Source organism: Sporomusa termitida, assembly GCF_007641255.1.
GTDB lineage: Bacteria > Bacillota > Negativicutes > Sporomusales > Sporomusaceae > Sporomusa > Sporomusa termitida.
On record NZ_CP036259.1, the window covers coordinates 3,182,237 to 3,200,016 of the forward strand.

At 52.9% G+C, this 17,780-nt stretch carries 20 protein-coding genes and 1 riboswitch; all 20 genes read right to left on the reverse strand.

Annotated elements, in window-relative coordinates:
* Positions 1-55: 55 nt before the first annotated feature.
* The gene (locus SPTER_RS15015) at positions 56-343 is read right to left on the reverse strand and encodes a hypothetical protein (protein WP_144351121.1); all 288 of its coding nucleotides are present in this window, start codon (positions 341-343) and stop codon (positions 56-58) included.
* Positions 344-410: 67 nt separating this feature from the next.
* Positions 411-1,277: a DMT family transporter gene (locus SPTER_RS15020; protein WP_144351122.1), complete on the reverse strand. Its 867-nt coding sequence runs from the start codon at positions 1,275-1,277 to the stop codon at positions 411-413.
* An 87-nt stretch (positions 1,278-1,364) separates the two neighbouring features.
* Positions 1,365-1,940, reverse strand: a complete 576-nt coding sequence (locus tag SPTER_RS15025) for a GNAT family N-acetyltransferase (RefSeq protein ID WP_144351123.1) — start codon at positions 1,938-1,940, stop codon at positions 1,365-1,367.
* 271 nt (positions 1,941-2,211) lie between these two features.
* Positions 2,212-2,616 carry a GNAT family N-acetyltransferase gene (locus SPTER_RS15030; RefSeq protein WP_144351124.1) on the reverse strand — a complete coding sequence of 135 codons (405 nt, stop codon included), beginning with the start codon at positions 2,614-2,616 and terminating at the stop codon, positions 2,212-2,214.
* 97 nt (positions 2,617-2,713) lie between these two features.
* Entirely contained in the window at positions 2,714-3,676 is a 963-nt protein-coding gene (locus SPTER_RS15035) for an L-lactate dehydrogenase (RefSeq protein WP_144351125.1), read from the reverse strand.
* 216 nt (positions 3,677-3,892) lie between these two features.
* Positions 3,893-4,015 carry a hypothetical protein gene (locus SPTER_RS25690; RefSeq protein ID WP_281289446.1) on the reverse strand — a complete coding sequence of 41 codons (123 nt, stop codon included), beginning with the start codon at positions 4,013-4,015 and terminating at the stop codon, positions 3,893-3,895.
* A 179-nt stretch (positions 4,016-4,194) separates the two neighbouring features.
* Entirely contained in the window at positions 4,195-5,076 is an 882-nt protein-coding gene (locus tag SPTER_RS15040; RefSeq protein WP_144351126.1) for a radical SAM protein, read from the reverse strand.
* Positions 5,077-5,136: 60 nt separating this feature from the next.
* Positions 5,137-5,730, reverse strand: a complete 594-nt coding sequence (gene mobA, locus SPTER_RS15045) for a molybdenum cofactor guanylyltransferase (RefSeq protein ID WP_144351127.1) — start codon at positions 5,728-5,730, stop codon at positions 5,137-5,139.
* Between the two features lie 355 nt (positions 5,731-6,085).
* The gene (locus SPTER_RS15055; RefSeq protein ID WP_144351128.1) at positions 6,086-7,345 is read right to left on the reverse strand and encodes a [FeFe] hydrogenase, group A; all 1,260 of its coding nucleotides are present in this window, start codon (positions 7,343-7,345) and stop codon (positions 6,086-6,088) included.
* Between the two features lie 131 nt (positions 7,346-7,476).
* Positions 7,477-8,715: a molybdopterin molybdotransferase MoeA gene (locus tag SPTER_RS15060; protein ID WP_144351129.1), complete on the reverse strand. Its 1,239-nt coding sequence runs from the start codon at positions 8,713-8,715 to the stop codon at positions 7,477-7,479.
* 19 nt (positions 8,716-8,734) lie between these two features.
* Positions 8,735-9,757 carry a molybdopterin-binding protein gene (locus SPTER_RS15065; protein ID WP_144351130.1) on the reverse strand — a complete coding sequence of 341 codons (1,023 nt, stop codon included), beginning with the start codon at positions 9,755-9,757 and terminating at the stop codon, positions 8,735-8,737.
* A 36-nt stretch (positions 9,758-9,793) separates the two neighbouring features.
* The gene (locus tag SPTER_RS15070; protein ID WP_144351131.1) at positions 9,794-10,228 is read right to left on the reverse strand and encodes an MOSC domain-containing protein; all 435 of its coding nucleotides are present in this window, start codon (positions 10,226-10,228) and stop codon (positions 9,794-9,796) included.
* A gap of 82 nt (positions 10,229-10,310) precedes the next feature.
* Positions 10,311-10,829 carry a cyclic pyranopterin monophosphate synthase MoaC gene (gene moaC / locus SPTER_RS15075; protein WP_342787094.1) on the reverse strand — a complete coding sequence of 173 codons (519 nt, stop codon included), beginning with the start codon at positions 10,827-10,829 and terminating at the stop codon, positions 10,311-10,313.
* A complete protein-coding gene (gene moaA / locus SPTER_RS15080; RefSeq protein ID WP_144351132.1) occupies positions 10,826-11,806 on the reverse strand; it encodes a GTP 3',8-cyclase MoaA in 981 nt (326 codons plus the stop codon). The genes moaC and moaA overlap by 4 nt, the downstream gene beginning before the upstream one ends.
* A gap of 135 nt (positions 11,807-11,941) precedes the next feature.
* A riboswitch (molybdenum cofactor riboswitch) is annotated at positions 11,942-12,071 on the reverse strand.
* A 19-nt stretch (positions 12,072-12,090) separates the two neighbouring features.
* On the reverse strand, positions 12,091-12,684 hold the full coding sequence (locus SPTER_RS15085) for a flavin reductase family protein (RefSeq protein WP_144351133.1): 594 nt from the start codon (positions 12,682-12,684) through the stop codon (positions 12,091-12,093).
* A gap of 51 nt (positions 12,685-12,735) precedes the next feature.
* Positions 12,736-13,524: an MBL fold metallo-hydrolase gene (locus SPTER_RS15090; RefSeq protein ID WP_144351134.1), complete on the reverse strand. Its 789-nt coding sequence runs from the start codon at positions 13,522-13,524 to the stop codon at positions 12,736-12,738.
* 38 nt (positions 13,525-13,562) lie between these two features.
* Positions 13,563-14,030: a GNAT family N-acetyltransferase gene (locus tag SPTER_RS15095; RefSeq protein WP_144351135.1), complete on the reverse strand. Its 468-nt coding sequence runs from the start codon at positions 14,028-14,030 to the stop codon at positions 13,563-13,565.
* 15 nt (positions 14,031-14,045) lie between these two features.
* Positions 14,046-15,011, reverse strand: coding sequence for an NrfD/PsrC family molybdoenzyme membrane anchor subunit (nrfD, locus tag SPTER_RS15100; RefSeq protein WP_144351136.1), 966 nt, complete (start codon positions 15,009-15,011; stop codon positions 14,046-14,048).
* An 11-nt stretch (positions 15,012-15,022) separates the two neighbouring features.
* A complete protein-coding gene (locus tag SPTER_RS15105; RefSeq protein ID WP_211367292.1) occupies positions 15,023-15,598 on the reverse strand; it encodes a 4Fe-4S dicluster domain-containing protein in 576 nt (191 codons plus the stop codon).
* Positions 15,565-17,760 (reverse strand): molybdopterin-containing oxidoreductase family protein, encoded by a 2,196-nt coding sequence (locus SPTER_RS15110; protein ID WP_144351137.1) that lies wholly within the window; start codon positions 17,758-17,760, stop codon positions 15,565-15,567. The genes SPTER_RS15105 and SPTER_RS15110 overlap by 34 nt, the downstream gene beginning before the upstream one ends.
* Positions 17,761-17,780 lie beyond the last annotated feature (20 nt).

Genomic DNA, 17,780 nt, shown 5'->3' on the forward strand with positions numbered 1-17,780 from the left:
GAACATATTTTTTCTGACTCAAGAGTAACCGGGCCGTTGCGTCTATCCACTTTATTTATTGGATTTCTTCCATTGAATCAACCTGGAACATGCATGACCCAGCCTCGTTAAGAAGCTGCCGGAGCATTGCCTTGTCTATAGCTGCCGCTGGAGCTTGAATATCAACGACGGCCTGACCGACATGCTGCGGAACTGATTTTGCCGCTTCAATATTCAGGCCGGCAAGTTCACTGACATAACTGCGGATATAAACGATTATTTCGTCTGCCGTCCGGTCAGTATTGCCGAATACAATCCGTAAACGGCCGGCCTGATTTTGAGGTAACCCTTTTGATTGACTCATCACATAGCCTCCTAAAAAGCGCATTTTTATTTTTAATTATACCTGCACTGCCAGAAAGAATTTGGACTCAAAGAGACGAGGCCCCTGCGTCTATGGACTTGTATACAACCGTACCGAGAATAATCAGGCCGCCGAGAATTTCTCGTAGTGTTGGTATCTCTTGCAGTAACATAACCGCAAAAATGATGCCATATACCGGCTCAAGGCTGGAGATAATACCGGCAGTCTGGGTTTTAATCCTTTTCAGGCCACTAATAAACAGGGAATGAGAAACACCTGTAAAAACGACACCTAACAGCAGCAGCAAAAGTATATCATTAACCTGCACCACCGGCTGCGGGCGGAGGAAGACAAACGGAAAGAGCAGGATGGCCGCCGCCGCTTGCTCATAGAAGGCAATGACCAAGCTTGAGTATTCAGCGGCAAAATTCCGGTTAAGCAGCGACAATACCGCATACGTGAAACCGGAGGTTATTCCCCAGACAACACCCTGGGTTACACTATTATTTAATTGAAATTCCGGGATCACCAGGATAACACCACCGAGTGTAAGTAAAGCAGCAATTATATCGGCAAGCCTGATTTTTTCTTTAAAAAAATATGGTTCCAGAAAGGTTACAAAAACAGGAAATGTGGAAAATGTAAGCAACCCGATAGCAACAGTGGCTACCTGAATCGATAGAAAAAAAGTCACCCAGTGGACTGCCAAAAGCATGCCCATAACGGCCAGATAAACATAATGCCGCTGCTGGTTCAGCTTGATGTTTTGCCGGAGATAAACCAGCAGCAATATTAGAAATATACTGGCAAAAACCACCCTGCCAAAAACAATGAGGCCGGCCGGCAAAGTCACCAATTTCCCAAATAAGCCTGATAACCCAAATAAAAAAACTGCTACGTGAATCTGTAATAAGCCTGCGTTCTTTGCTTTCATATGGTACTCCAATCATCTTTCCCGGCGCCGGCAGCAAGCTGCTGCTGCCCTGTGCAGCTGAAGCCCCTGCCCGCGATGCTGTTAGCGTTACTGAATTCCTCTTGCCTGGTGCCAGTCCGACCGGAGAATGGCGTATTGTTTAACATCCCAGTACCTGCCTTTAGCGAACATTCGCTCACGGGCAATCCCTTCAAAAGTCATACCCGCCTTTTGCATAACCCGGCCTGACGGCTCATTGGGCAAAGCGTGAATACACTCAATACGGTTAAGCCTCAGCTCATTAAAAGCAAATTGCAGTATCCGCCTGACGGCTTCGGGCATAAGGCCGGCTCCCCAATAGCGGCGCCCCGACACATAGCCGATGGCCGCCTGATTATTTTTCCTGTCGACCTGGGGAAACCCCAGGGTACCAATGAGTTTTCCGGTTGCCCGCAGAATAATCCCCCAGTCCCCGGCCTCATCCCTGCAATACCGCTCTAACGTAAAATTTATAAAGGCCCGCGAATCTGCTATCGTCTTATGGGTAGCCCATGACAGGTATTTCGTTACTTCCTGATCTGAGGCATATGCAAAAACTGCTTCTGCATCTTCAGGACCAAGCCTTCTCAACAGCAACCGCTTGGTCGCCAACTGTGGTGTATTCCGAAAAAAAAGTTCACTCATAGTCATCCCGCCGCCTTTCTATCACTGAGTGATGTTACTAACCCCTTCTCACTCTACCACTGCCGGCAATGAAGTGTAAAACCCGGACAGTCATGCAAGCGCTGCCTTAAACCATAAAAGAAAGCCCCGCAGAATCACAGTCCTATGACTCCGCGGGGCTGTACCCACGTGTAAGGCTTGCCAAGCCTCTGTGCAGCTCCAGCATCGCTGCTGTTATGCACACTCACTTTAAAAATATTTTTACATAAATTTTCCAGAAAGTCAATATTGATTAGAGGCCAATATTGCATGAATAGATACAGATATCCGCTCTTTCCTGAAAGCCGATACGGTCCCAGAAGTCCATCCCCTGCCGGTTATCTGCCAGCACAAACAAATGGCACTTGGCGATACCGGCTGCTTTAAGCTGCGCTAAACACCGTTCTGCCAGGGCCCGCCCGATTCCCTGCCGACGGTAGCGGGGATGCACTGTCAGGTGATAGAGAAACCCCCGCCGCCCGTCATGGCCGCACAGACAGGTGCCAATCAGCTCCTGCCCCGCTGCCGCAACAAAGCTCAGCCCCTTGTTCCGGCTTAGAAACTGGTCAATATTCGCAGCGGAATCGGCCTCGCTCAACCCCAGCCCCGGTGTCCGTTGCCACAGGTCCAGAGCTGCTTCATAATCTGACGGCAACAATTCCCGTATTATATATTGCCTGAAAATGCCCACCTCCTGCCGCTGCCGGTCTTGCCTATCCGCAAACTTATCAACCTGCAGCGCTCTGTAGGGTTAGTTAGCCGACTAACCCTACAGAGCGCAATACCTGGGAGATGCTGGCCGCACTCTTATGCAGCTTTTCTTTTTCAGCCGCCGGCAGAGGAACGTTGAGCCTTCTGGTTACACCGGTGGCAGTAATCTGGCAGGGAAGGCTTAAGGCAACCTGACTCAGCCCATAGTCTCCCTTTAGGGTTGTCGATACAGGAAAAATACTGCCTTCATTAAAGAGCACTGACCGGGCCAGCCGGCAGGCAACCATGGCGATCCCGGAGTTTGTGCAGCCTTTAAAATTAAGGACATCATAAGCCACACTCACAACCTCCGCCGCTGTTTTCTCCCGATCCAGCGGCTCAGCCGGCTGAAAATATTCATCCAGTCTGTCACTGGGGATTCCGGCCACATTCACAAGGCTCCACGCCGGAAAAGCCGAGTTGCCGTGTTCCCCCAGCATATAGCCATGGACATTCTTGGGGTCCACAGCGTATTTATTGGCTAAAATTCGCCGGAGCCGTGCCGTTTCCAGAGTTGTGCCGGTGCCGAACACTTTATGCCGGGGATAGCCAAAGAGGTTCTGGGCGCAATACAGTGTTATATCAAGCGGATTAGTGATTATAATGATAATGGCATCCTTTGTATATTGCGTTATCGCGGTCATGACATCTTTGATTACCTGGACATTTCTGTCGGCCAGCAGCAGGCGGTCTGTTTTCTCTCCCGGCAGAATGCTGGGACCGGCGGCGACAATAATCACCTTGGCATCCTTGCATTCTTCATAGCCGCCAGCATGAATATGTACGTTCGGGCTATAGGTAAACGGGGTGCCGTGGCTGGCATCCAGGGCTTCACCAATTGCCTTTTTTTCAATGATATCGATAAGCGCAATGTCTGCTGCCAGGTTAAAAGACAAAGCGCAGTTCAATACCGCTGAGCCCACGTGGCCCACACCAACAATTGCCAGCTTGTTCTTTGCACAATTCATAGTCATACCTCCAGTATATAATTGGGGTTAATCGCTGGCAGCCGGTCCCTGCCTTATTCTTACAGCCTGCCATTCTCCAGGCAGACTAAAAATCCCGGTTGCCAGCAAACACGGTTGGGAAAACGGCTTGCACTACGCCCTGACCGACAAGGCGGCAGCTGCGCCTGATAGACAATGCTGCCGCCGGCGATTGTGCACCGGCCCCGGGTCTCGGCGCTAGCATCCAACTAAGCTGATAACACATCCCCGGTAGACCACAATGAGGTCAGCCAGTTTGCCTGCTGCCAGCGGCCCCTTGGCAGTTTCGCTGCCGGCATAGGGGACTGTTCCACAGATCATTATTCCAGCCGCCGGTCAGGCATTTGTCCGGTTAGTATAATTTTACGCCCATATTGCTGCCAATTCAATAAAATCATACAATTTTACAACACAAAAAATAGAGCTGCTCAATAAACAAGTAGCTCTAATTAGTTTTTCATCTTATTAGGACTCAGCAGCAGACATATAACTAAATGTGGTTATACCCGGTCTGTATCACGGACACGAAGCAGGTTTATCTCGTTACCCTCAATAACCCGGGTAAGGGTTTGTAACAGTTCGTCTTTACCCGCCGGCAGCACCTTATCCAGATAAATACAATTAGAAGGATGCATGGAAGTAATACCTGTGTTTGCCAGCTCCATATTCTCAATCATTAACCGCATTTCCTGCAGAATCTCCCGGTCTGTCGGCACTAGGAACTCCCCGCTCTGCATTTTTTCATAAAGTTCAGTTCCCGGTTGTACAATAATAGTCAGCATACCGATATAATCGGGCTGTATCTGATTACAAATGTGCGCCGTATTTCGGGCATGCGCCCGCGCTTGCGGAGTTCTTCCTGCCAACCCTAAAATTACGGTAATAAACAGATTGATCCCGGCCTGCCTGACCTTTCTCCCGGCCGCCACCATTGCTTCACAGCTAACGCCCTTGTGAATCTCCCGCAGAATTTCCTCATCGCCACTTTCCACCCCCAGATGCGCCTCAACTAAGCCATATTTTTGCAGTTTCTGCAATTCGCTCAGACTCTTATTTAGTATGCTGCCGGCACTGGCATAGACGCCGACATAGGCAAGCCCGGGAAAGGCAGCATACAGATATTGCAAAATCGTTACTAAATCTTGAGTCGGCATAGTCAGGGCATCACCATCGGCCAGGAATACCTTTTTCACATCGCCATAATACTCTTTCGCAAGCTCAATATCCTCCAGAATCTCATTGAGTTCGCGGACGCGGTATTGCTTGTCTTTATACATATAGCAAAATGTACATTGATTATGACTGCACCCGATCGTACACTGCAGGATGTAATCATCCCCGGCTATATGGGGGCTGTAAATATTTCCTTCATATCGCATCATACCCCTCCCTAAACTACGACTGCCCGCTGTCGCTGCCCGCAGACTCCATTTCAGTGCCGTTTATTTTACATACCGCCCGTTCTGGTCAAGCCGGGTTAAGTCGCCCGGTGTATTAAGATTGTAAAACAGTTCTTCCAGATTTCCGACCGCCTGTAATTCAGGTTCGGCAATTTTAAGGACCCGCACCAGGGGATAAAATTGATATACCTGGCTCACCCCGGCCTGCAAGCACTGCTCGATAGGGCCGATACAGCTGCGGGAATATACGGCACACAGGGGTTCCCACCGCTGCCGTATTGCCGGCGCTATAACATCATATCCGCTTCTCCGGGCAAGCAAGTATCTGGCCAGCTCGCCTGTAAATAGCGGCATATCACAGGAAACCACAAAGGCGTACTGATATTGCGCCGCCAGTAGACCGGCATGCAGGCCGGCCAGCGGCCCCAGGCCCGGATAATGATCAGGTACCTCTTTAACACCGCTGCAGTTATATTTTGCCGTATGATTGCTTGCAATAATAATTTCATCCACAACACCTGCCAGCTTGTTTAGCGTCCGTTCTATCAGTGTTTCATTATTAAACGAGAGCAGCGTTTTGTCCCGCCCCATCCGGGAACTGCGCCCGCCTGCAAGAATAATACCACTTACCTCCATGGCTTTGCCTCCTAACGGCTGCATACTTCTTTACCTATAGCTTAAACCGGTTAACCGCATTTTGCAATTGCTATGCAAGCTGGGCCAGGTGCTGGCTGGCAGCAGCAATCTCTTCCATAGATGCCAACTCAGAACCATGCTTTACTTCCTGCGTACCGGCCGTCATAGCGATGACCGCCTAGCTCGGTTTTGCCCTGGATGGCGCCGATAAGGGCAGCGATCTGTTTTGGCTGCCTCCTGCGATTGTTCGGCAGCCGGCGAACCGCCTCGGCTACCACGGCAAAGCTGTTCACCGGCCCTGAACGCTTCGATCGCAGCGTTCAGGGCCGGAGATTGGTTTGAGCGCCCTCAGGGCTTAGGCCAGGGATAGCATCGCCCGGGCTTTGCCCAACCACAGGGAATCCATCGGATTAACAGGCTGCCCGCCGCCATTTACACAGCCGCCGGGACAGTTCATTATTTCAATAAAATGATAGGGTGACCGGCCGGCCCGGACCTGTTCCAAAAGCGGCTTAGCATTCTCTTTAAGCCCATGGGCAACCGCCACTTTAAGGGTAACGTCCCTGCCGGTTTTAGCATCTTTCATAGTCGCTCCGGCTTCTTTCACGCCAGCGAGCCCCCGCACCTGCTTAAACTCAGGTACCGCCAGCTCCCCGCCGGTAATAACAAAATAAGCGGTGCGTAAAGCAGCCTCCATGACGCCGCCGGTATTGCCGAACAGCACGCCCGCACCACTATATTGGACAAAAGGATTATCCTGGTCGGTAAATTCGGGAACATTGGCAAAGTCGATGCTCAGCTTTTTAAATAGACGAGCCAGGTCCCGGGTGGTAAGCACTGCATCCACATCCGGATAACGGCCGGCTTTACCATGCCTGTTCCAATAGGCCGCAGCACTGGTAAACTCTGGTCTTGATGCTTCAAATTTTTTGGCAGTGCAAGGCATTATCCCCACCATAAAAAGTTCTTCAGGCTGTACCTGCCACACTTCTTTTGCGCCATAAGTCTTAGCCAAAGCACCAGCTATCATCATCGGCGACTTAACAGAAGACAAATGGGGGATAAGCTCAGGGTAATACAATTCGGCATATCTAATCCAGGCCGGACAGCAGGATGTAAATTGCGGCAGCGGTCCCACCGGCTGCCCGGCCGGCTCTCCCAGGGCATAATGCCGGATTTTGCCGATGAGTTCCAGGCCTTCTTCCAGGATGGTCTGATCAGCAGTAAAGTTGGTGTCCAGAATCTTAAATCCGGCCTGCTTAAGAGCACCATACAGCTTAGCAGTAACTAAACTACCCGGTTCCATGCCAAACTCTTCGCCAATGGCAACCCGGACAGCAGGTGCGATAGTACCCACAACCGTTAGTTGCTTAGTCTCCAGCTTTTCAATCACCTTGTCGACACCATCAACCATATCCCTGGGCGCCCCAAACGGACAATGGACTAAACACTGACCGCAGGCCACACACCGGGTCTTATCGATGGTGTGCGCGGTCCCGTATTTGCCGTCAATGGCCTCTGCCGGACAAAATGCTTTACAGAAATCACAGCCTTTACAAATTTTGCGGTCAATTTCGATCACCCGGACTAATTCCCGGGCTTGAAATCCTTTCATAGTAGACCTCCCCTCTAAAGATTAGTAAGAGAACTCAGCTCACACCAAACCTTCACCGCTTGCCGGCAGGGCAAGTTACCCTGTTAAGATCAAGCGTTACAGGGTTGTCTGCTGACAGTTTGATAAAGGTCTTACAGGAAACCTCCCGGCTCATGGCCTAACACCACTGCGGAAACTTCCTGGCCGGCAAGCAGCGGGCCGCTCCCGGCCGGCACGTCGATCAGTGCGTTGCAGTCAATCATTGATTTTAACACCCCGTTGCTTTGCTCACCGGTAAGCTTCACATAATTCATGGCCTTGTCGCGTTGCACCCGCGCCCGCAAAAAGCGACGCTGCTGGCTGGATTTATTAAAGTTTTCGGTCAGAATGGCCGAAACTTTAAGGGGAAACTGTTTCTCCAAGCCCATCATTTTCTTGATCAGCGGCACCACCAGCAGGTCGAAAGTGATTAAGGCGGCAGCAGGATTGCCCGACAGACCGATAATTAATTTATTATTATAGCTGGCGGCAATAACCGGTGAACCGGGTTTCATATCCAGCTTCCAAAAAATGAGTTCAGCCCCCAGCTGCGTCAGCGCCGCCGGAACAACATCATAATCGCCCACGGAAACGCCGCCGGTGGTGATAACCAGATCCGACGCCTGGAGCGCCTGAGAAATTCGCGCAGCAATGGCCGTGGTTTCATCAGGTACAATGCCCATATCCACCGGCGCTGTTCCCAGTTGCAGACAGTAGGCGCCTAAACTGTGGAGATTGCTGTTATATATTTTTCCCGGCAGCAAGTCCCGGGACGGGTCCAACAGCTCATCACCGGTACTGAGAATAGCGATCCTGACTTTTTCAAAAACCGGCACTGCCGCCACGCCAATGGCCGCCAGTAACCCGACCAGCGGCGGCGTCACCACCATACCGCCGGGGGCAATCGTCTCGCCCTGGATTACATCTTCCCCCGCCCTGATCACATTTTTACCCGGTGTAACCGGACTAAATAACTTAATGCTATTTCCTTCTCTGGTTACATCCTCAAATTTAACAATCTCGTCCGCCCCCTCCGGGACAGGCGCCCCGGTCATCACCTTTATAGCAGTGCCGGCCATGACCTTATTACGGGGCACATAACCGGCCCGGACCTCTTCGATTACGGTGAGCGTTACGGGCTGGGACGGCTTAGCCTGTTCACTGTCTTTGGCCTGCAGGGCATAACCATCCAAAGGCGATTTACTAAAAACCGGCAGATTTACGCCGGACTGGATATCCCGGCCCAACACCCGGCCTGTCGCGGCCAGCAAAGGTACCTGGCCCTGTGCAACAGGCCGGACTAATGTTAATAATGTTGCCTGCGCTTCTTCCAGGGAAATACTTGTTTTCATTCTTTATCCCCCTTATCATCTATGCACCAGTCCCAAAGGAACAGGCCGGATACTGGCAAACCTCACATTCCAGACATAATCCTCCCAGCCCCAGCTTTACGATCATGGGTCTGGTAAGCTGCCGGCCGGTCAGGACTAAGGGCAGCAGCAAATCAAAAACAGTCGTTTTATGATACATGACACAGCCCGGCAGTCCCAGAACAGGGACCTGCCCCAAATACGCCACCATCAGCATTGACCCCGGCAATACAGGCGCGCCATAGGTGACAATTTCCGCACCGGCCTTCCTGATCCCGCTGGGGCTGACATCATCCGGGTCAACCGACATGCCGCCGGTTGTCAGGATCAAATCAGCCCCGTCAGCGATTAAGGCCCTCACGGCCTGGGCGATTTGGTCCCGGTCATCAGGCACAAGGATATGCTGCATTACTTCACAGCCGTAGCCTTCCACCTTGGCTTTTACGACCGGTCCGAACTTATCCTGAATACGCCCATGATAAACCTCGCTGCCGGTCGTAATAATACCGACCTTACAGGCGCGATATGGGGAAACGGCCGTGACCGCGGCGGCTTGTCCAATCGCTTCCACTGTTTTGATTTTCGCTTCCTCAATCAGCAAAGGAATAACCCGGACACCGGCAACGATATCCCCTTTTTTTACCGGTCTGTGGTTGTTCCGGGTTGCGGCAACAATCTCCTCAATCATATTGATGCTTGTTAAAAACTCTTCATTTACCGTGAACAGGCCGTCATACTCGGCTACAAGACTGACTTTACCCTCCCGGGGCTCAGTCAGAGCAAGCCCGACCCCTTGTATTGCCCGGGCAATACGCAGGCCGGCGTCATTTTCATGCAAGAATCCTTCCTTAACCTCCCATACATATAAATGCTCCTTCCCCAGCTGCAAAAGCCTGGGTATATCCTGTTCGGTAATGATGTGGCCTTTTTTAAACGCCTGGCCCTTGAATTCACCAGGCACTATTTGGGTAATGTCATGGCAGAGCACGTTGCCGATGGCTTCTTCCACTCTGACTATCTGCATATCTCCAACCCTCTCTGTTGTTGCTTAACACCGTATTTAGTCGAGCCTCACTATTTCATCCCCCGGTTTTATCCAGCCCGGGGTAATTACCCTGGCAAAAATCCCTTCCCGGGGCATGACACAATCGCCTGTTTTTTCCCGGATGGCACAACCCTTATGGCACTCTTTACCAATTTGTGTCACCTCCAGCACGGTTTCGCCTACCCTGAGCCGGCTGCCGACCGGGAGCGTAAATAAAACGATGCCGGCGGTGGTAATGTTTTCGGCAAAGCTGCCTGTGGCCAGATTGTCAAGGCCCAGTCTTCTGATTTTATCAATACTTTCATTGCCAAGCAGGCTTACCTGCCGGTGCCAGTCGCCGGCGTGGGCATCGCCCTGCAGCCCCCAGTTCAGCGCAAAGTAGCCTTTCGCCACCGCTTGCTTGGGCTGGCCTTTTTCCTTACTGCTATTTATTGCCAGTACTTTCGTCATTCCCGGGACCTCCCCGGCGATGCTTGTACCGGCCGGCCGCTTTCATCATGCCGCTTACCGCGGGCGCCTTTATCACTCATAATCAGAATTGCTGTTTTATACATGGTATCCCCTCTCCCAACTGTTCCCGTTTGACATGGCCGCTCTTCCCGCCGCTTTTTTCCAATAGCCGGATATCGCTGATTTCCATCCAGCGGTCAATCGCCTTGGTCATATCATACACCGTCATGGCCGCAATCGAGGCGCCGCTGATAGCCTCCATCTCCACGCCGGTCTTCCCGGTTGTTTTTACCTGGCAGCAAATGGTGATGCTGGCGTCCGGTTCATTGATGGCAAAGCTGATATCTACCGACGTGAGCATCAAAGGATGGCACATGGGAATAAAACCGGCAGTCTGCTTGGCCCCCATGATGCCGGCAACCTGGGCAACCGCCAGAACATCCCCTTTTTTGATGCCGCCGTTTCGGATCGTCTGCAGGGTAGCAGGCTGCATGCGGACAACCGCCTGGGCGGTGGCGATGCGTACAGTATCTGTTTTTTCACTGACATCCACCATCCGGGCATAACCAGCCGTATTAAAATGGGTAAAATCCATCATCATCCCCCTATTTGATACATCTTGCGTTTATTATCGGCGCCCCAGCCTTCAGACATATGATGACAGCGCGGCTTTTCCCTGATTGCTTTGCTGAACAGGTGGGCAAGTTTCTCATCACTGGCCCCGTTTTGCAGAGCCATTTTCAAATTAATTTCCTGTTTGCCGAACAGGCAGCCCCGCAGCTTGCCATCGGCAGTCAGGCGCAGCCGGTTGCATTCGGAACAAAAATGATCGCTCATCGCGCTGATAAAGCCAATACTGCCAAGGCCGCCGTTTATCTGGTAACATTTGGCAGGCCCATTCCCCTGTACGGCCGGGCCGCTGTATAAATCATACTGCTGGGCAATAATTGCTTTGATCTCACTAACACTTACCATCCGGTCCGTCTGATAAAAGGGCAGGTCCCCGACCGGCATAAACTCGATAAACCGCACATGGAGCGGCATTTCTTTGGCCAGCCTGACAAAAGCAAGGATTTCATGGTCATTGATCCCTTTCATAACCACGGTGTTTATTTTTACCGGGGCCAGCCCCAGCGCCAGCGCCTTGGCAATAGCCCCGGTCACATCAATCAAATTCCCCCGGCTGGTAATATAGTGGAAACAGTCCGGCTCAAGACTGTCCAGACTGAAATTCACCCTGGTTAGCCCGGCAGCTTTAAGCTCTGCGGCCAGGTCCGCAAATAGTACCCCGTTTGTTGTCAGCGCGATCTCGGTAATTTGCGGAATCGCCGCGATTTGCGCAACAAGGTCTGTGATATTTCTACGAACCAGCGGCTCGCCGCCGGTTAACCTTACCTTGCGAATTCCCACCCGGGCCGCCACCCGGACCAGCCGGACAATCTCCTCCAGGGCCAGTATCTGCGTATGCCCAAGACTTTCTATTCCCTCAGCCGGCATGCAGTACTTACAGCGTAAATTGCACCTGTCCGTGACCGAAACGCGCAAATAGTCGACCTCTCTGGCATAACTGTCAAGCATATAGACTCACTTCCTTCCTGGTAAAATGAATATTGCGCTGCTGCGTATGCTTCAAGCCGCCCGGCGCGTAACAGCTTGCTAAAGTTATTACCAAACAAAAACTTCTGTGCCGCAAGCGCACAGAAGTTTTATCTCAAACTCATGAAACGCCTCCTTTCCCAAATGGGAGGTAGTGGAATTTCTTCCACTGCCCCGTGAACCGCCAGGTCCAGACTGACAGACCATAGATATCTTTAGGTCATGCAGCTCGGAGTGTCAATTGTTATGGAATTTACAGGCCAGTCTTATACATTCTTCCCTTCTTCTTGATCCACAAGCTGTAAGCCAATGTGATAGGTCTGTCCCAAGCACTCACCCAGTGCATAATACTTTCGGTCGGCGGCACTGCTAATAAGCGGGCTAACACTCGCCATCGCCGGATTTTCATTATCACGGAGCACAGCCGCATCGGCTTTGGCATCCAGGATCTGCCCAATAAACTGGGTATGGCCGCCAAGCGCAACCGTATGCAGCAGCTTACACTCCAACACCAGCAAAAATTCCCCGATATAAGGCGCATCGACCAGTTCACTCCTGACAGGAGTGAGACCGGCAACGGCAAACTTATCGGTGTATTTGCCGGAGGCAATACCGGCATAATCGGCCGCAGCCAGATGGTGCCTGGAGGGGACATTCACCGTAAAGGCCTTGCGTTTGGTAATATTGCTATGGGTTAACCGTGACTGCTGCACAGCTATGGCAATACACGGCGGGACTGAACAGCATATTCCGCCCCAGGCAACGGTCATAATATTGGGCCGGCCATGATCGCCGTACGTTCCCACGATCCATACCGGCGAAGGCATGGCCACCACTTTTGCTCCCAGCGACTTTTTCATTGTTTCTCCCGCTTCCTTGTGGTATTGCCGCCATAAGCTTTTCAGCTGCGGCTACAGCGTAATATGCATACCGTCATAAGCCACCACCACATTACCATAGGGCGCCACCTCTGCCTGCAGCTCCCTGGCGGTCACCGGCCGGCTGTAGTGGATGGCCAGATGAGTGGGCACCGTCTGCCTGGCGTTGACCTGCCGGCCAAGAGCAATGGCTTGTTCCAGGGACATGTGCACATCAGGGTACCAGTTGTCACCATGGAAGGTTGCATCACAGATCAGCCAGTCCACACCGGTCACCTGTTGTGCGCTTAGGGCCGGCAGTCCGGCTGTATCGGGGAAATAAGCCAGCCTGGCAGCCCCGGCGGCCAGCAAAAAGCCGGCCGTTTCGATGCCGTGATTGGCCGGCAGCGGCGTTAGGCCCACTGCGCCGAAAAGGTATTGCCGGCCAAATGCCCAGGACCTGACGGCAAAAACATCCGCCAGATTGGGGAAGGCTGCCGCAAACTGCTTCCCGGCACTAGGCGGCAAAAACAGGGGCACCGGTTCCCGCCTTGCCAGTTTTACGTAGTACTCCAGCTCGCCCAGGCCGCCAAAATGATCATAATGCCAGTGGGTCAGAAAAACATAATCAATCCGGTCAATACCTTCCCTGAGCAGCTGCCGCCTTACATCCGGCGAGGTGTCAATAAGGATCTTGCTGTCGCCGGTGTCCAGCAGCGCACTGCTGCGGGTCCGCGCCAGCTCCGGCTTTCGTCTGGCTTCCTGACAGCCGGCGCAGTTGCAAAAGAACGACGGTAAGCCTGGCCCGGCTCCGGTCCCCAGTAAAATAAAACTTCCTTCCATTTCCGCTTCGCTCCTAATTGTAATATTGCAGGTTTGCTTCAGGAGCGCGCAAACAGCATGGCCACAGGCCGGCAGGCTGCTTGTTCCGGGCACGCCTCACACTGCCGGTCATAAGGGGCGGCAAGTGCGGAAAAAGCACAGGCCGCAAACCCGTTTTTTTCATAAAAGCGGGCCGCTTCCCCTTTGGCAACTGTTGTCACCTGGTAAGGCCGGGCACGATGGCTGCCAAACTCAGGCCGGCAATAGTGTCCCGGTCTGTGCAGCAGTTCCTGCAGCAAATGCCGGCCGGTCCCCTGGTTGCGGGCGTCCGCTCTTACAGCAAATACCAGTAAATGAAACCGGTGGTCATCAACCTGGGCCAGCATCGCCCCGGCCATAATTTTATGATCCCGTTTTATCAGCAGATGCTCCTCGATATCGCCGGCAAGCCCCATCCCGCACTCTGTAAACAATTCCTGCAGCTCTTCTTCATCGTTATCGGTGGCAAAGACGATCTCTGTATTCATAGCAATACCCCTGCTTTACTTGTGAGGATGCAACCAGCAGGCCTTTTCCTGCCAGCGGCTTTCAAGGGCACCAGCCAGTTTGGTGATTTCGGCCTTGCTCATTTCCGCCCGTTCCTCACCAGGCAACACAACCCTGACCGCCGCCCGTAAGAAATCAATCCGGAAACAGATCCCGCCGGCCAGAATCAGCACGGCGGCAATAGCCAGCCAGTATACTGAGGAAAACAGCAGGTTAATCAGCAGCGGTATGACCGTCCCCAGGCTAATGACCCCGCCCCAGAAGGTTTTGCTGAACTCGCCATTCCATAATTTATTGGCCCCCCGCCGTGCCTCTTCCGCCGAGGACAGCCGCATTCCCAGCACATAGCCCGGCACGGTAAGCAGCTGGACAAGCAGCAGACCGGCCGCCAAACCGCTGATCGTGGCGGTATAGGCGTGCTCAGCGTAACCAAACACAAACAGCAGCAGGATCAGGGCCGCCGCCCCGGTGGCCGCCCCGTTGACCAAAAAGACCCCCAGCAGCCCGCCGCCATTCCAGAAAGACCGCCCCTTGGCCTCACCCAGCTCAATTGCCGGATAGGTAACATAGAGCAGTGCCGTTATAATGGCCAGAACAGCAACAATTGTTTTGAGCCAGCCAAGTCCCGCCCAGGGGATAAAACTGAAAAAAAACGTCGCATAGACAAACACCAGCGGCATATATACGCTTTGCAGCAGCGAACCAAAACTCATGACCGAAGCAAACGGACGGGCATTCACCAGATGGCCCCTGCTTTTATGGGTTAGCTCAATTAATAATAACAAGGCACCGACGGCAGCCACTGCCAATGACACCAGTCCGGCCCAGCCGTTGATGTGGCCGGCTATTTCCATTCCCGCCAAATCGGTTACCGCAACAATAACAAACAGCATGGCCCCCATTGCGGCCAGGAAAAAGTACCACGCCGGCAGACTTCCCCAATACTCTTGCTGCTTTTCCATTCCATCCCCTCCTATGGCATAATATAGTAAATTGACGGTTTTGTCCCTAAATAGGAATATAGCGGCTGCGCATTATGCTTCCGGATCTGTTTGACCAGCTCACTGTCAGGATCATCAAGATCCCCGACCGATCTGGCCTGCAGCTGGCAGGTCTCCACACACCGCGTGACCAAACCCTCGTCCAGCCGGTTAAAACACATTGTGCACTTTTCCACAATACCATTTTCCTCGTTCAACTGGCGGACACCATAGGGGCAAACCACCATACAGAATAAACAGCCCACACATTTATCCGGATCGACTGTCACAATCCCGTCGGCCCGGTGGCGGCTTGCGCCGGTGGGGCAGCCGTCAACACAGGGAGCATCCGCGCAGTGCATGCAGCCGGTCGTGATATTATAAGCGGTTATGTTGGGGTATTCGCCCACAGGTCCCACTTTGGCCACCTTGCAGTATTTCATGGCAAACGGTAAGTTATGCTCATTCTGACAGGCTATCGTACAGGCGTGGCAGCCCACGCATTTCTTTAGATCAATCAGCATTCCCCAGTGCATCAGTCGTTCCCCTCCACTTTCGAAATCCGGCACATAATGCCCCGGGAGCAAAAGCTGCCGCAAAGCTCGTCACAGGTATCCGGATCATCATCCACACATACATTGATGTTGGATTCAAATACCCCCATCAGTTCCGGGTCTTTCACCTCTTTTTCCGGGAACCACCAGCCCCGTTCGGCCTGAACGACATCAGGTGCCACAGCCGCGGTAATAAACGCAGTCTGCTTGACCTTGCCGGTCGGCGTCTCAATCCAGAGCCAGTCACCTTCTTTAATCGCCAGCTGTTGGGCCAAAGCCGGATTAATCGCTACCCGCGGATAGGGCCGCAGCAGCCTGATCCTTGTCATTTCCCGGTGCTCGGAATGGAAGAACGGCATAAAGCCGCCCCCGGCAACGAGGCTTAGGGGATATTGCGCCGCCAGCTCCGGTCTGGCCTCATGGCTAAACGGCGGCTCTACATAGTGCGGCAGCGGATCATAACCCAATTGCTCAAAAATTGAAATCTTCAGCTCGATCTTGCCGGACGGAGTGGCTACGCCTTTGGTCTGATATTTCTGATATTCCCGTTCAGCAAAGTGCATCCGGTAACACTGCACAAACTCCTCATAGCTTTCAAGCTCCAGGCCGAGCGGGTCAAGCCGGTATTTGAACACCTCCTCATCGGTTTCCCAGGGCCAGTACTCAGCCTGGCCTAAGCGAAGGCCTAGCTCCCGCCAGAACTCGGTATCTGTTCTCCGCTCAAACATCGGCTCGATCGCCTTCTCCGAAGCAATCAGCCAGTCGGAAACGCCATAGGTAGTAGTCATCACCGGCCTTTCCAGCCATGAGGCAGCCGGCAAGACATAGTCGGCCAGCATGGCTGACGGTGTCATCCAGTATTCCATAGCCACCAGCAGCTCCAGATTTTTCAGCGCTTTATAGACTAATTTGGAATTAGCATAGGATACCAGAGGGTTATTGGCCAGTACAATGCAGGCTTTTACCGGATAAGGGTCACCGGTCGCCATCGCCCGGAACACCGTCGAGGGGTTGGCTTCACAGAACCATTCGGCCGGAATACTCTTGCCCCATACCCGCAGCATATTATCTGTCAGCAATTGATAACCAGGCCAGGAATTCAGCTTAAACCGGTCTGATCCCAATTGCTTGGCCCGCTGCTCTGCCGGCAGCATGTCGTTTAATTCCAGCTCCCAGTCGGTGATAAAGGTCGGATGGGGGCCAGGCATAACATCACCGCCCGGAACATCAAGATTGCCGCAGATAATCCGCAGGGCCACCCGGGCCTGGGCCGAGGCGGAGCTGCCCCGGCCCAACTGGTCGGTGGCAACCCCCCACTGAATACAGGCCGGCTTGCTCAGCGCATAGATCCTGGCGCTCTCCATAATCAGTTCCGGTGAAATACCGGTTTTTTCGGCGGCCCAGTCAGGCGTATATTCCTCCACCCTGTCGCTCAGTTCTTCAAAGCCCACTGTCCAGTCATCAATAAACTGATAGTCACATAACCCTTCATTGATAATGACATGCAGCCAGGCTAACGCCAGCGCATTGTCTGAGCCGGGCCTGATTGGCAGCCAGAGGTCGGCCTTGGCAGCTGTTTCACTGTAGACCGGGTCAATTACGATGATTTTGGTGCCATTGGCCTTGGCCTGCAACAGCCCGCGCATCTCCGGCAAATAGGAAGCCCCGGGATTATGGCCCCAGACAACAACGCATTTTGCCCCCATAATTTCCGGGTCAAAGGCCGCCCAGCCATAGGACGCCGCCTCGGTTAAGAAGTTGGGAATCCAGCACACCGGGGCCGTATGAACAACGTTCGGGCTGCCCAGAAGGTTAAAAAAGCGCCGCCGGGCAAAATCGTCAGTCCGGTTAGTGCCCCCCGTAGTGGCAATTGTCTCAGCCCCGTACTCTGCTTTTAAAGCCGCCAGACGGGCCGCAATATCATCTAAGGCTTCCCCCCAGGCTACACGTTTAAACTGGCCTGACCCCCGCTCACCAACCCGTTTCAACGGGTAGTTGATCCGGTTGGGGTGGGTTAAATGGTCTAATGCCGAAGCCCCCCGGGGACACTGCGCTCCGGCATTAAACGGGTGCTCCGGGTCTCCCGCCACTTTTGTCACCACTCCGTTTTCGACTGTTGCCAGCATGCCGCAGTTCATATGGCAGAAATGGCAGGCTGTCTTTTTTATTTCGCTCATCCTTGTTCCCCCAATATCAT

Coding starts and splice junctions, on each gene's coding strand:
- SPTER_RS15040 (WP_144351126.1), bottom strand. CDS start 5,076: ATGATGCGATATGAAGGAAATATTTACAGCCCCCATATAGCCGGGGAT.
- moaC (WP_342787094.1), bottom strand. CDS start 10,829: ATGATGATGGATTTTACCCATTTTAATACGGCTGGTTATGCCCGGATG.
- moaA (WP_144351132.1), bottom strand. CDS start 11,806: ATGCTTGACAGTTATGCCAGAGAGGTCGACTATTTGCGCGTTTCGGTC.
- SPTER_RS15095 (WP_144351135.1), bottom strand. CDS start 14,030: ATGAATACAGAGATCGTCTTTGCCACCGATAACGATGAAGAAGAGCTG.
- SPTER_RS15025 (WP_144351123.1), bottom strand. CDS start 1,940: ATGAGTGAACTTTTTTTTCGGAATACACCACAGTTGGCGACCAAGCGG.
- SPTER_RS15015 (WP_144351121.1), bottom strand. CDS start 343: ATGAGTCAATCAAAAGGGTTACCTCAAAATCAGGCCGGCCGTTTACGG.
- nrfD (WP_144351136.1), bottom strand. CDS start 15,011: ATGGAAAAGCAGCAAGAGTATTGGGGAAGTCTGCCGGCGTGGTACTTT.
- SPTER_RS15020 (WP_144351122.1), bottom strand. CDS start 1,277: ATGAAAGCAAAGAACGCAGGCTTATTACAGATTCACGTAGCAGTTTTT.
- SPTER_RS25690 (WP_281289446.1), bottom strand. CDS start 4,015: ATGATCTGTGGAACAGTCCCCTATGCCGGCAGCGAAACTGCCAAGGGG.
- mobA (WP_144351127.1), bottom strand. CDS start 5,730: ATGGAGGTAAGTGGTATTATTCTTGCAGGCGGGCGCAGTTCCCGGATG.
- SPTER_RS15035 (WP_144351125.1), bottom strand. CDS start 3,676: ATGAATTGTGCAAAGAACAAGCTGGCAATTGTTGGTGTGGGCCACGTG.
- SPTER_RS15055 (WP_144351128.1), bottom strand. CDS start 7,345: ATGAAAGGATTTCAAGCCCGGGAATTAGTCCGGGTGATCGAAATTGAC.
- SPTER_RS15110 (WP_144351137.1), bottom strand. CDS start 17,760: ATGAGCGAAATAAAAAAGACAGCCTGCCATTTCTGCCATATGAACTGC.
- SPTER_RS15090 (WP_144351134.1), bottom strand. CDS start 13,524: ATGGAAGGAAGTTTTATTTTACTGGGGACCGGAGCCGGGCCAGGCTTA.
- SPTER_RS15085 (WP_144351133.1), bottom strand. CDS start 12,684: ATGAAAAAGTCGCTGGGAGCAAAAGTGGTGGCCATGCCTTCGCCGGTA.
- SPTER_RS15060 (WP_144351129.1), bottom strand. CDS start 8,715: ATGAAAACAAGTATTTCCCTGGAAGAAGCGCAGGCAACATTATTAACA.
- SPTER_RS15070 (WP_144351131.1), bottom strand. CDS start 10,228: ATGACGAAAGTACTGGCAATAAATAGCAGTAAGGAAAAAGGCCAGCCC.
- SPTER_RS15065 (WP_144351130.1), bottom strand. CDS start 9,757: ATGCAGATAGTCAGAGTGGAAGAAGCCATCGGCAACGTGCTCTGCCAT.